Annotated in this window: 12 protein-coding genes; 8 read left to right on the top strand and 4 right to left on the bottom strand. The window is 70.8% G+C overall.

The window, feature by feature from the left end:
* The first annotated feature begins 79 nt into the window (after positions 1-79).
* A complete protein-coding gene (gene phnF / locus QWY84_RS02270; protein WP_290200825.1) occupies positions 80-814 on the top strand; it encodes a phosphonate metabolism transcriptional regulator PhnF in 735 nt (244 codons plus the stop codon).
* A 46-nt stretch (positions 815-860) separates the two neighbouring features.
* Here the strand turns inward: phnF and QWY84_RS02265 are convergent, their stop codons facing one another.
* Positions 861-2072 (bottom strand): alpha-D-ribose 1-methylphosphonate 5-triphosphate diphosphatase, encoded by a 1212-nt coding sequence (locus tag QWY84_RS02265; RefSeq protein ID WP_290200824.1) that lies wholly within the window; start codon positions 2070-2072, stop codon positions 861-863.
* A 211-nt stretch (positions 2073-2283) separates the two neighbouring features.
* On the opposite strand from QWY84_RS02265, the gene QWY84_RS02260 reads away from it, so the two are divergent.
* From QWY84_RS02260 to QWY84_RS02235, 6 genes are all read left to right on the top strand, one after another.
* Entirely contained in the window at positions 2284-3183 is a 900-nt protein-coding gene (locus tag QWY84_RS02260) for a phosphate/phosphite/phosphonate ABC transporter substrate-binding protein (RefSeq protein ID WP_290200823.1), read from the top strand.
* Between the two features lie 5 nt (positions 3184-3188).
* Positions 3189-4010: a phosphonate ABC transporter ATP-binding protein gene (locus tag QWY84_RS02255; protein ID WP_290200822.1), complete on the top strand. Its 822-nt coding sequence runs from the start codon at positions 3189-3191 to the stop codon at positions 4008-4010.
* A gap of 2 nt (positions 4011-4012) precedes the next feature.
* Positions 4013-4813: a phosphonate ABC transporter, permease protein PhnE gene (gene phnE, locus QWY84_RS02250; protein WP_290200821.1), complete on the top strand. Its 801-nt coding sequence runs from the start codon at positions 4013-4015 to the stop codon at positions 4811-4813.
* Between the two features lie 2 nt (positions 4814-4815).
* Positions 4816-5406 (top strand): phosphonate metabolism protein/1,5-bisphosphokinase (PRPP-forming) PhnN, encoded by a 591-nt coding sequence (gene phnN, locus QWY84_RS02245; protein WP_290200820.1) that lies wholly within the window; start codon positions 4816-4818, stop codon positions 5404-5406.
* Entirely contained in the window at positions 5397-6149 is a 753-nt protein-coding gene (phnP, locus tag QWY84_RS02240) for a phosphonate metabolism protein PhnP (RefSeq protein WP_290200819.1), read from the top strand. The genes phnN and phnP overlap by 10 nt, the downstream gene beginning before the upstream one ends.
* A 101-nt stretch (positions 6150-6250) precedes the next feature.
* Positions 6251-7048, top strand: coding sequence for a dienelactone hydrolase family protein (locus QWY84_RS02235; protein ID WP_290200818.1), 798 nt, complete (start codon positions 6251-6253; stop codon positions 7046-7048).
* A gap of 47 nt (positions 7049-7095) precedes the next feature.
* Here QWY84_RS02235 and fghA read toward each other — a convergent pair whose 3' ends face one another.
* Together fghA and QWY84_RS02225 are read right to left on the bottom strand one after the other, a co-directional pair.
* On the bottom strand, positions 7096-7944 hold the full coding sequence (gene fghA, locus QWY84_RS02230; protein WP_353959865.1) for an S-formylglutathione hydrolase: 849 nt from the start codon (positions 7942-7944) through the stop codon (positions 7096-7098).
* Positions 7945-7955: 11 nt separating this feature from the next.
* The gene (locus QWY84_RS02225) at positions 7956-9065 is read right to left on the bottom strand and encodes an S-(hydroxymethyl)glutathione dehydrogenase/class III alcohol dehydrogenase (protein WP_290200817.1); all 1110 of its coding nucleotides are present in this window, start codon (positions 9063-9065) and stop codon (positions 7956-7958) included.
* 198 nt (positions 9066-9263) lie between these two features.
* On the opposite strand from QWY84_RS02225, the gene QWY84_RS02220 reads away from it, so the two are divergent.
* Positions 9264-10190, top strand: coding sequence for a LysR family transcriptional regulator (locus tag QWY84_RS02220; protein ID WP_290200816.1), 927 nt, complete (start codon positions 9264-9266; stop codon positions 10188-10190).
* Here the strand turns inward: QWY84_RS02220 and QWY84_RS02215 are convergent.
* Positions 10167-10973, bottom strand: a complete 807-nt coding sequence (locus QWY84_RS02215; protein ID WP_290200815.1) for a hypothetical protein — start codon at positions 10971-10973, stop codon at positions 10167-10169. The two genes, QWY84_RS02220 and QWY84_RS02215, sit on opposite strands and share 24 nt — an antisense overlap.
* Positions 10974-11156: the final 183 nt, after the last annotated feature.

Raw genomic sequence — 11156 nt, 5'->3', positions numbered from 1 at the left:
TGCTATGAATGCCATTGCAACGTACTGCCTTGACCCTTTGATGACAGCGGGGCCGTCGGCCTCCGGGGGAGCACCAGCCATGCCTCACGCCACCGGCCGTCCACGCTGGCGCCGCATCCGCGATCAGCTCGCCGACGAGATCGCCGCCGGCGAGCACGCGCCCGGCGCGCGCCTGCCTACGGAAGCCGCACTGGGGCGCCGGTTCGGGGTCAATCGCCACACGGTGCGGCACGCCATGGCCGCGCTGGCCGATGAGGGCCTCGTGCGCATCGAGCAGGGCCGCGGGACCTTCGTGCAGGAGCCCGTGCTGGACTATCCGGTCACCGGGCGCACCCGGTTCTCGGACATTCTCATCGGCGCCCGCCACGACCCGCACAGCCATCTGCTGCGCTCCGGCCAGGAGGCGGCGACGGAGGAGATGGCGGACGCCCTGCTGATCGCCGTCGGCGCCCCGGTGCTCCTGCTGGAGACCATCCGCTTCATGGACGAGATGCCCCTGGCGGTGACGGCGCACTACTTCCCCCGGAACCGCTTTGACGGCCTGGTCGAGGCCTTCCGGGAGAGCGCGTCCCTGACCAGCGCGCTGTACCGCTTCGGCGTGCGGGACTACTTCCGCCAGGTCACCCGGGTGCGCGCCCGGCTGCCCGACGACGACGAGGCCCATCTGCTGCGCCAGCCGCGCTCCCAGCCGGTGCTGGAGCACCGCAGCGTCAACGTGGATCCGGACAGCCGCCCCATCGAGTTCGCCATCGGCCGCTACGCCGGCCAGCGCGTGCGCTTCGTGTTCGAGCCCCACCAGATGAGCGTGGGCTAGATGTCCCTGGGCTAGGCTCCGTGGCTGCATGGGCCCTCCCCGGCGCTCAGGAGGCGCTGAACGCCCGCAGGCGCCCTGCGGTGTCGTGCACGTGGACCAGCTCGCCGCCGGCGACGGTGGCCACCACCTGCGGTCCCAGGGGCGAATCCGGGTCCACCAGCAGCACATCGGCGCGGCGGCCCGGCGCGATGGCGCCGCGGTCGTCCAGGCCGGCGGCCCGCGCCGGGCCGCCGGAGACGAGATCCCAGGCGGCGGGGAACGGCAGCACCTCGTAGCGGCTGAGCTGGAACGCCGCGTGCAGGGCGGCGGGGTAGTAGTAGTCCGACGCCAGCGCCGTGCAGAGCCCGTCGCTGATCGCCTCGGTGGCGTGCAGGCGCGCATCGTGGCTGCCGCCGCGCAGGACGTTGGGCGCGCCGAGGATGACCGCCTCGCCCGCGCTCACCGCCTCGCGCGCCGTTTCCGGGTTGCACGGGAACTCGCACAGCGCCGCACCCAGGCCGCGGTAGTCCGCGCGCATGGCCGGCGTCTCGTCGTCGTGGGAGGCCACCGGCAGGCGCGCCGCCACCGCCTCGCGGCACAGGCTCGCGGTGGTGGCGGGGACCTCGCCGGTGCGTGCCGCCACCCGCTCGACCAGCGCCCGGTAGTCCTCCGGCCCCAGCCCGGAGCGCTCGGTGTACTGGGAGAGCTTCTCCGTGCGGTCCAGGCGCGCCTGGATCATGTCCAGGTGGTCGTTGAGGGCGAGCAGCCCGATGCGCCCGGCCCGGATCCAGTCGCGGATCTCGGCCTCGGCGTCGACATTGTGCAGCTCGTGGCGCAGGTGCACGCGGGTGTCGCAGCCCAGGCGCCCGCCGATGGTCTCCAGGGCATCCAGTACCGCGACCACCGTGTCGCGCCCGCGGAGCCCCGGCTCCCAGGAATAGGTGATGCCGTGGTAGGCGGTGGTGATGCCGTTGGCCAGCAGCTGCCGGTCCACCTCGGCCAGCGCGACGCCGACGGGGAAGCGCACCCCGGAGCGGGGCATGAGCAGGTGCTCGAAGGCGTCGCCGTGGAGATCGACAATGCCCGGCAGCGCCAGCAGCCCGCCGGCGTCCAGCGTGGTGCCGGCCCCCCGCCCGGAGGCGGCGCACTCGGCGATGCGGCCGCCGGCGATGCGCAGATGCGTCTCCTGGAGACCGTCGCCCGGAAGAAGCGCCCGCGCGTTGCGGATGTCCAGATCGGCTTCGGCGGCCGGTTGCGCGCCCGCGGCTGTCATGTTCATGCAATGCTCCTTGCCGTTGAATGATGCCAGCAGGTTAGTCGCGCCCGGTTGCGCGGGAATGAAGGCGCAACGCGGATTTCCGCACCACCACGGTCATTGGTGGGGTTTTCGGTCAGGAAAACTTTTTTCAATCTCAACAGGAACATAACGATCCTGTAACGGGGTGCCGTCAGCATGGGTCCCGTTCAATCGCCAACCAGCGGAGGCATCGATGAACGGCAAGACTCTGGTAACAGGCACGCTATGCACGGTAACGGCCCTGGCCCTGTCGGCGGGCAGCGTGCAGGCCCAGCAGGACACGCTCACCATGACCGTGACCGACGTATCCGGGCTGGAAGAGCTGCGGCGCGACTGGGCGCCTTTCAAGGAGGAGCTGGAAGCGAACACCGACTACACCGTCGAGTTCGCGCCCGTGACCAGCCGTACGGCGGCGGTGGAGCTGCTGCGCTCCGAGCGGGTGGACCTGGTTCTGACCGGGCCGGCCGAGTACGTCGTCATGCGCCACCTCACCGATGCCGAGCCCATCCTCGGCTTCAGCCGGCCGGACTACTTCTCCGGGGTCATCACCATGGCCGACAGCGGCATCACCTCGGTGGAGGACCTGGAGGGCCGCAAGGTGGCCGTGGGCGACGTCGGCTCCACGTCTTCGCACCTGGCGCCGCTGCAGGTGCTCGCGGACTACGGCATCGACCCCCAGGAGGACATCGAGCTGGTGCACACCAAGGCGCGGGTCGCCTTCGAGTCCCTGCTCCGGGGCGACGTCGCCGCCTGGGGCACGAACTACATGGACGACTACATGCGGCTCCGGGAGCGGGCGGACGAGGTCTCGCCGGGGGCGTTCCGGGTCATCGCCCGCGGGCCCGACCTGCCCAATGACGTGCTGGTGGCCGGTGATCACGTGAGCGACGAGGTCGTCGAGGAGATGCAGACGGTCATCGTCGACAACTCGGACGCCCTGGTGCGCGCCATCGTCGACGAGGGCGGCGAGGAGAACCAGAAGTACGAGGGCATGCGCTTCATCCGCAATATCGATGACAGCGACTACGAGTATGTCCGCAAGGCGTACCGCAGCATCGGTCAGGAAGACTTCGGCCGGTTCCCGGGGGAGTGACATCCATGGCCACCGAGCCAGCAACCTTGGCTTTCCGGGGCGCCGCCCCGGAGGCCGTGACGGCGCAGCGCTCCGCCGAGCTTGCCGTGAACGGCCTGAGCAAACGCTACAAGGGCGAGCCGGAGCCCGTCCTGAGCGACATCTCGTTCCGCGTGGAGCCCGGCGAGCGGGTGGCGCTGCTGGGCGCCAACGGCAGCGGCAAGTCCACGCTGCTGCGCTGCTGCCTGCGCCTTGTGGAGCCCACGGCGGGGCAGGTGCAGCTGTTCGGCAGCGACGTGCTGGGCCTGCCCCGGGGCGGCCTGCGCAGCCTGCGCGCGCGCACCGGCTTCGTGTTCCAGCGCCACAACCTGGTGGGCCGGCTGTCGGTGCTCTCCAACGTCGTCCACGGCGGCCTGGGCCGCGCCCGTCACCCCGGGGCCTGGTTCCAGGCCACGGCCGGCCGGCAGTGCCGGGACGAGGCCATGCACTGCCTGGAGGAAGTCGGCCTGGCAGAGCATGCCGCGCGGCGCGCCGACCGCCTCTCCGGCGGCCAGTCCCAGCGCGTCGCCATCGCCCGGACGCTGATGCAGCGCCCGCAGATGGTGTTTGCCGACGAGCCTGCGGCGAGCCTGGACCCGGCCGCCGGCGAGGAGGTCATGGAGCTGTTCTCGCAGCTGATCTGCTGCCGCGGCATGACCCTGGTGTTCAGCTCGCATGATCTCGACCACGCCCGGCGCCACGCCGACCGGGTGATCGCGTTGCGGGCCGGCGAGGTGGTGTTCGACCGGCCGGTGGCGGCGGTGGACTTCAGCGGGCTGGATGCCCTGTACCAGCGGGAGGCGGGTTGAGCATGGCGTACCGATCGGCCACCAGCGCGCTGCCGCCGCGCCTGCCGCGAACCGGGGTGCTGTCGTTCCTGGCCTATCTCATGGCCGCGGCGATCATCCTCTGGTCGCTGGGCAACAGCGAGCTGTCGCTCGCCAAGCTGGCCCGCGGGGTGCCCGAGATCGGGCGCCTGGTCGGCGAGATGTTCCCCCCGGCCCTCGACCGCATGCCCTCCATCGGCACGACCCTGCTGCAGACGTTCCAGATGGCGGTGGCGGGCACCTTCCTGGGCGTGGTGCTCAGCCTGCCCCTGGCGGTGCTGTCCGCGCGCAATACCTCGCCCCACTGGAGCGTGCAAGTCGCCACCCGCGGCATCGTCACGGCCTGCCGCACCGTGCCCGACCTGATCTGGGCCATCATCTTCGTGATCACCGTCGGGCTGGGCCCGTTCGCCGGCGTGCTGGCCCTGATGGTGGATACCACCGGCTTCTGCGCGCGCTTTTTCGCCGAGGCCATGGAAGAGACCGACGAGGGCCCGCCCGAGGCCCTGCGGTCCCTGGGCGCGACCCCCACGGCCACGGTGGTGAGCGCCGTGTTCCCGGCGACGCTGCCGTCGATGATCGCCACGTCCCTGTTCGCCTTCGAGAAGGCGACGCGCTCGTCGGTGGTGCTGGGGCTGGTGGGCGCCGGCGGCATCGGCGTGGAACTCATGGCCGCCATGGACATGTACGATTACCGTAACGTCTCGACGATCATCCTGTGCGTGTTCGTGATGGTGCTCGCCGTCGAGCACCTGAGCTCCGCGCTGCGGCAACGGATTCTCTAGCGATGGCGGAATCGCCAAGAATCGACGGGACCGCGAAGCTGTTCTACCTGATCGGCCCGTCCGGGGCCGGCAAGGACAGCCTGCTGGCCGAGCTGCACCGCCACCTTGCCGCGGACCTGCCGGTGATGGTGCCCCGCCGGTACATCACGCGGCCCGCGAGCGCGGGCGGCGAGGACCACGTTGCGCTGAGCCGCGACGCATTCCGGCAGCGCGAGGCCCGCGGCTCGTTCGCCGTGACCTGGGAGAGCCACGGCTGCCTCTACGGCATCGGACATGAGGTCGATCACTGGCTGGCCCGGGGGCTGAGCGTCGTGGTCAACGGCTCCCGGGCCGCGCTGGAGCAGGCCGACCGGCACTGGGGGCCGGCCCTGGTGCCGGTGGTGATCCGCGTCGACGAGGCGGTGCTGGAAGAGCGCCTGCGGCTGCGCGGGCGGGAGGACCCGGACGCCGTGCGCGCGCGCCTGGCGCGAGCGCGGGCACTGGGCGAGCCGGAACACCCGAGCCGGGTGGTCGTCGACAACAACGGCCCGCTGGACCGGGCCGCCGCCCGCCTGGCGGCACTGGTCGCGGGCAGGGGGAGCGGATGCGGCTGACCTTCCTGGGTACCGGTGCGGTGGACGCCGCCCCGTTGCGCGGCTGCGGCTGTGCGGCCTGCGAGCGGGCGCGCCGTGCCCCGGAGCGCGGACGCGCCCCCGCCAGCGCGCGGGTGGACGCACCCGGCGTGTCGCTGATGCTCGATGCCGGGCGCACGGACTTCGGGGCGCTGCTCGACGCCGCGCCTGCCGACGCCCTGCTGCTCACCCACTTCCACGTCGACCACGTGCAGGGCCTGTTCCCGTTCCGCTGGGGGTTGTCGCCGCTGCTCCCCGTGCATGCGCCGGACGATCCCGAGGGCTGCGCCGACCTGCTGCGCAACCACGGCTGCCTGCGCTTCTCGACCCTGGAGCCCTTCGGCCGCCTGGCGTTCGGGGATCTGGCCGTGACCGCGGTGCCGCTGTGCCACTCCCGGCCGACCCTCGGCTACGTGTTCGACCACGGCGGCAAGCGACTGGCCTATCTCACGGACACGCTCGGGCTCCCCGAGGAGACGCGGCGTTTCCTGGCGCAGCGCCCGCCGGACGCCATGGTCCTGGACTGCACCCATGCCCCCGGCGCGGGCCGCGGCAACCACAACGACCCTGACGACGCCCGCGCCGCGCATACGGCCGTGAAGCCCGGCCGGACGCTGCTCACCCACGTCAGTCACGGCCTGGACGACTGGCTACGGGCCGGTGCCGGGGCACTGCCCCCGGGCATGGAGGTTGTCGCGGACGGCGGGGTCCTGGACCTGGATTAGGCGGCCCCGGAGCTTCCTGTTGGCGCGGACGGATTCTCGGCCATACTGTTGCATGATGGTCATGCCCTGCATTTCCCCGGCGAAGCAACAGGAGCCGAACCATGACACGCTGGATTGCAGCCTTTTCCGCCTGTCTGCTGCTTGCAGCCGGCGGTGCCCAGGCCGTCGACATCCGCACGGAAACCGTCACCTACACGGCCGGCGGGACCGAGTTCGAGGGCTATATCGCCCATGATGCCGACGTCGACGGCAAGCGCCCCGGCGTGCTCGTGGTCCACGAGTGGTGGGGCCTGGACGCGCACGCCCGCGACCGCGCCGAGGCGCTGGCCGAGGCCGGTTACACGGCCCTGGCCCTGGACATGTACGGCCAGGGCCGGGTGGCGGATCATCCCGACGAGGCCGGCGCCATGGCCGGGGCCGTCCGGCAGAACATGGAGCGCATGAAGCGGCGCTTCACTGCCGCCGAGGCCGTCCTGCGCGAGCACGACACCGTGGATGCCGACCGGGTCGCCGCCATCGGCTTCTGCTTCGGCGGCGGCGTGGTCCTGGAGATGGCCCGCCAGGGCGCCGACCTGGAGGCGGTGGTCAGCTTCCACGGCACCCTGACCACCGAGAACCGGGCCCGTCCGGGGGATGTCGAGGCGGCCATCCTGGTGCTCCACGGCGAGGACGATCAGCTGGTGCCGGAGGAGGACGTGGACGCCTTCCGCAAGGAGATGGTGGCCTCGGCCACGGACTTCCGCCTGGTGACCTACCCCGACGCCCAGCACGCGTTCACCAACCCGGAAGCGGACCGCTACGCCGAGCGCTTCGATCTGCCCATCGGCTACAACGAGGAAGCGGCCGAGGCGTCGTGGCAGGAGATGCTGGGCTTCCTGGAAGCCGAGCTGCGCGAGTGACCCGACCCCCGGCGCCGGCGAATGCGTTGCCGGCACCGGGGCGCCGCTCAGGTCTGCAGATGGCGCGCGTGGTAGCGCAGGTGCTCCTCGATGAAGGTGGCGATGAAGAAGTAGGAGTGGTCGTAGCCCGGCTGGTAGCGCAGCGTGAGCGCCACGCCGGCCTCCTCGCACGCCGCTTCCAGTGCTTCCGGGCGCAGCTGGCCGTCGGCGTAGAAGTTGTCGGCATCCCCCTGATCCACCAGCAGGGCATGGGACGTGCCGTGGGCGCGGATCAGCTCGCTGGCGTCCCAGGCCGTCCAGGCGCTGCGGTCGTCGCCCAGGTAGCCGCCGAACGCCTTCTCGCCCCAGGGGCAGCTCACCGGGTTGGCGATGGGCGCGAAGGCGGAGACCGACGTGTACGCGTCCGGGTTGCTCAGCGCGCAGATCAGGGCGCCGTGGCCGCCCATGGAGTGACCGCTGACGGCCTGCCTGCCGGACAGGGGGAAGTGCTCGTGCACCAGCGCCGGCAGCTCGCTCGCGACGTAGTCGTACATGCGGTAGTGGCGGTTCCACGGCGCGCGGGTGGCGTTGACGTAGAAGCCCGCCCCGGAGCCGAAGTCGTAGCTGTCGTGCTCGCCGGGCAGGTCGGTGCCGCGCGGGCTGGTGTCCGGGCAGACGATGGCGACGCCCAGCTCCGCGGCCACGCGGTGGGCGCCGGCCTTCTGCATGAAGTTCTCGTCGGTGCAGGTCAGACCGGACAGCCACCACAGCAGCGGTACCGACCGGTCCCGGGCCTGCGGCGGCAGGTAGATGCCGAAGATCATGTCGCAGCCCAGGACCTCGGAGCGGTGGCGGTAGCGCTTGAGCCAGCCGTCGAAGCTCTTGGTCGCCGAGACCAGTTCCAGGGAATCCGTCATCGCGGGCTCCTTCAGTAGTGCAGTACGGTGCGGATGCTCTCGCCCCTGTGGAGGAGCTCGAAGGCCTCGTTGATCTCCTCGAAGGGCATGTCGTGGGTGATGAACTCGTCGATGCGGATGCGGCCCTGCATGTAGTCGTCCACATAGCCGGGCAGCTCGCTGCGGCCCTTCACCCCGCCGAAGGCCGAGCCCTTCCACACCCGGCCGGTGACCAGCTGCACCGGGCGGGTGTGGATCTCCTCGCCGGCGCCGGCGACGCCGATGATCACCGACTCGCCCCAGCCCTTGTGGCAGCACTCCAGCGCCGAGCGCATGACGTTGACGTTGCCGATGCACTCGAAGGAGTAGTCGACGCCGCCGTCCGTGAGGTCGATGATCACCTGCTGGATGGGGTCGTCGTAGTCGTTCGGGTTGACGAACTCCGTGGCGCCGAACTGGCCGGCGAGCTTGAACTTCTCCGGGTTCACGTCGATGGCGATGATGCGCTCGGCGCCGACCATCTGCGCGCCCTGGATCACCGCCAGGCCGATGGCGCCGAGGCCGAACACCGCGACGGTGGCCCCCGGCTCTACCTTGGCGGTGTTGCGCACCGCGCCGATGCCGGTGGTCACGCCGCAGCCCAGCAGGCAGATCTTGTCCAGCGGCGCGTCCTTCGACACCTTGGCCAGGGATACCTCGGGCAGCACCGTGTACTCGCTGAACGTGGAGCAGCCCATGTAGTGGTGCAGGGGCTTGCCGTTGAGCGAGAACCGCGAGGTGCCGTCGGGCATGACGCCCTGGCCCTGGGTTGCGCGCACGGCGCTGCAGAGATTGGTCTTGCCGGAGCGGCAGAACTTGCACTCGCCGCATTCCGCCGTATACAGCGGGATGACGTGATCACCCGGCTGGACGCTGGTGACGCCCTCGCCGACCTCCTGCACGACGCCCGCTCCCTCGTGGCCCAGGACCGAGGGGAACAGGCCTTCCGGGTCCGCTCCCGAGAGCGTGTAGGCGTCGGTATGGCAGACGCTGGTGGCGACCATACGCACCAGCACCTCGCCCTTGCGGGGGCCGGCGACGTCGATCTCCTCCAGGACCAGGGGCTGGTTCGCTTCCATGGCCAGTGCAGCACGTGACTTCATCTCGTCTCCTCCGGGGTCGCGTTGATGGCTGTTGCAGAGGGCAGTCTAGGCGACACGAATCGCACCATTAAGGCATCATGCGACAAGAGATTGTTGTCGCAGAGCAATAATGAGTATCGCCACGCCTGCGCTCGCGCGCCTTGCCGGCAAACCGCGCAACGACGCTGCGACCTGGCTCGACTTCCTGAGAGGTTCGCAATGCAGCACTGGGACCGGATCGAGGCTTTCGTGGAGGTGGTCCGCCGCGGCTCGTTCGCCGGCGCCGCCCGGCACCTGGGGGTGTCCAGCTCCCATGTCAGCCGCCTGGTGGCGCGCCTGGAGACGCAGCTCGACACCCAGCTCCTGTACCGCACCACGCGCCAGCTGCATCTCACCGACGCGGGTGAGGTCTATTTCGACCACTGCGCTCATGTCTTCGACGGCTTCCAGGAGGCGCTGCACGCCATCGGCGACTACCAGCAGCGCCCCACCGGCGTGCTCCGGCTGACCTGTGCGGCGACCTTCGGCGAGCTCTACATCGCGCCGCTGGTGAACGATTTCCTGCTGCGCCACCCTCAGCTCACCGTCCACCAGGAGTTCACCAACCGTCGCGTGGATATCGTCAGCGAGGGCTTTGACGTGGGCATCCGGGCCGGCGCCCTGCCGGACTCGTCGCTGATCGCCCGGCGCCTGTGCTCGCGCCGCGAGTATGTCGTCGGCTCGGCGGACTACTTCCGGCGCCACCCGTGCCCCCACACCCTGGAGGAGCTGGCCGGCCACAACTGCCTGCTGGGCTCCACCGATTACTGGACCTTCGACGTCGACGGCCAGCACCGGCACGTCCGCGTGCACGGCAACTGGCGCGGCAATTCCGGGCGCGCCCTGCTGGACGGCGTGCGCAAGGGCCTGGGCCTGGCCCAGCTGCCGGACTACTACGTGCGCGAGCACCTGGATACCGGCGAGCTGGTGTCCGTGCTGGACCCTTATGCCTGCACGCACACCGCCGTCTGGGTGGTGTACCCGCGGCACCGGCACCTGTCGCCCAAGGTGCGGCAGTTCGTGGATTTCCTGGTGGAGCGCATGGCCGGCGACCCGGCAGGCGGCCCCCGCGCCCGCCCGGTATCAGAAGCCGATGCCGAGGCGTAGCCCGATCTCCACGGTCTCGTTCTCCGGCTCGATCACGGCGACGAGGTTCTGTCCCTGCTGGACCACGCCGGTTTCCGAGTCGTTGAACGACCACCCCTGTAGGTACGCCTCGGCGCGGATCCGCACGCCCGCCGCGTCGTAGCGGGTGGCGCCGGTTTCCAGGCGCACCCCGTAGCCCTCGTCCATGAGGAAGCGGCGCTGCTGGTCGCCTTCCAGCTGTGCCCAGGCGTAGCCGGAGATCACGTGCTGGTAACGGGCGCCCAGGTGCCAGCTCCAGTCGCTGCCGGCGGGGCGGACCTCCCAGGTCGCCCCGAGCGGCAGGTAGTAGTAGCGGTGCCCCCGATCGTAGCCGGCCACGGGCGCCCCGGTGTTCGTGGTGCCGTCCTTGAGATCCTGTCGCCAGTCCCGCACCGCGAGCCCGCCCTCCAGGTAGACCGCGCCGTCCGGCAGGGACAGCCGCCGGGCGAGCATCGCCGAGGCGCGGCCGATGGCGTCGTCCGCCTCGCTGGTCGTCGGGATACCGCTCTGCGTCTGGCCGTCGTAGTCGGTGCCGCCGACGCGGTAGTCGCCGGAGAAGCGGACGAACAACGCATCCACGGGCTCGAAGGTGTAGCTGCCGCCGGCCCCGGCGAGCTCGCCTTCCTGGGTCATCAGGCCGGGCTCCTCGTAATCGAAGGCCGTGGCCTCCAGCCAGAGGTCGGCGCCCGTGCCGTAGGGCGCGGCGGCAGCCGTGGTCGTCGTCAGCAGCAGGGCGGCGGCAGCGGCGTACAGGTGGTGTTGCATGATCTGGCTCCTTTCCCGCGTGTGCATGCTCCATGCGATCCGGACGCCGTGGGGCGCGACAGGGGCTCTTCCCCGAGCCGGCGAACGGAGAACGAGTCTCTCACGTTGCGGCCGCACGGAAAATCCTCTGCCGGCCGCGGCGCGCGCCGCTTCGCGATCCCTGCGCGGGACCTGCTACGCTCA

The sequence above is a fragment of the Aquisalimonas lutea genome (genome assembly GCF_030409225.1).
Lineage (GTDB): Bacteria > Pseudomonadota > Gammaproteobacteria > Nitrococcales > Aquisalimonadaceae > Aquisalimonas > Aquisalimonas lutea.
Note: the sequence above shows the minus strand (reverse complement) of the source record. Positions and strands in the feature narration are given on the sequence as shown.

Excerpts from the sequence above, each read along its gene's own strand:
- QWY84_RS02265 (WP_290200824.1), bottom strand. The coding sequence starts at position 2,072 with ATGAACATGACAGCCGCGGGCGCGCAACCGGCCGCCGAAGCCGATCTG.
- phnF (WP_290200825.1), top strand. The coding sequence starts at position 80 with ATGCCTCACGCCACCGGCCGTCCACGCTGGCGCCGCATCCGCGATCAG.
- QWY84_RS02220 (WP_290200816.1), top strand. The coding sequence starts at position 9,264 with ATGCAGCACTGGGACCGGATCGAGGCTTTCGTGGAGGTGGTCCGCCGC.
- phnN (WP_290200820.1), top strand. The coding sequence starts at position 4,816 with ATGGCGGAATCGCCAAGAATCGACGGGACCGCGAAGCTGTTCTACCTG.
- QWY84_RS02260 (WP_290200823.1), top strand. The coding sequence starts at position 2,284 with ATGAACGGCAAGACTCTGGTAACAGGCACGCTATGCACGGTAACGGCC.
- fghA (WP_353959865.1), bottom strand. The coding sequence starts at position 7,944 with ATGACGGATTCCCTGGAACTGGTCTCGGCGACCAAGAGCTTCGACGGC.
- QWY84_RS02235 (WP_290200818.1), top strand. The coding sequence starts at position 6,251 with ATGACACGCTGGATTGCAGCCTTTTCCGCCTGTCTGCTGCTTGCAGCC.
- QWY84_RS02225 (WP_290200817.1), bottom strand. The coding sequence starts at position 9,065 with ATGAAGTCACGTGCTGCACTGGCCATGGAAGCGAACCAGCCCCTGGTC.
- QWY84_RS02215 (WP_290200815.1), bottom strand. The coding sequence starts at position 10,973 with ATGCAACACCACCTGTACGCCGCTGCCGCCGCCCTGCTGCTGACGACG.
- QWY84_RS02255 (WP_290200822.1), top strand. The coding sequence starts at position 3,189 with ATGGCCACCGAGCCAGCAACCTTGGCTTTCCGGGGCGCCGCCCCGGAG.
- phnE (WP_290200821.1), top strand. The coding sequence starts at position 4,013 with ATGGCGTACCGATCGGCCACCAGCGCGCTGCCGCCGCGCCTGCCGCGA.
- phnP (WP_290200819.1), top strand. The coding sequence starts at position 5,397 with ATGCGGCTGACCTTCCTGGGTACCGGTGCGGTGGACGCCGCCCCGTTG.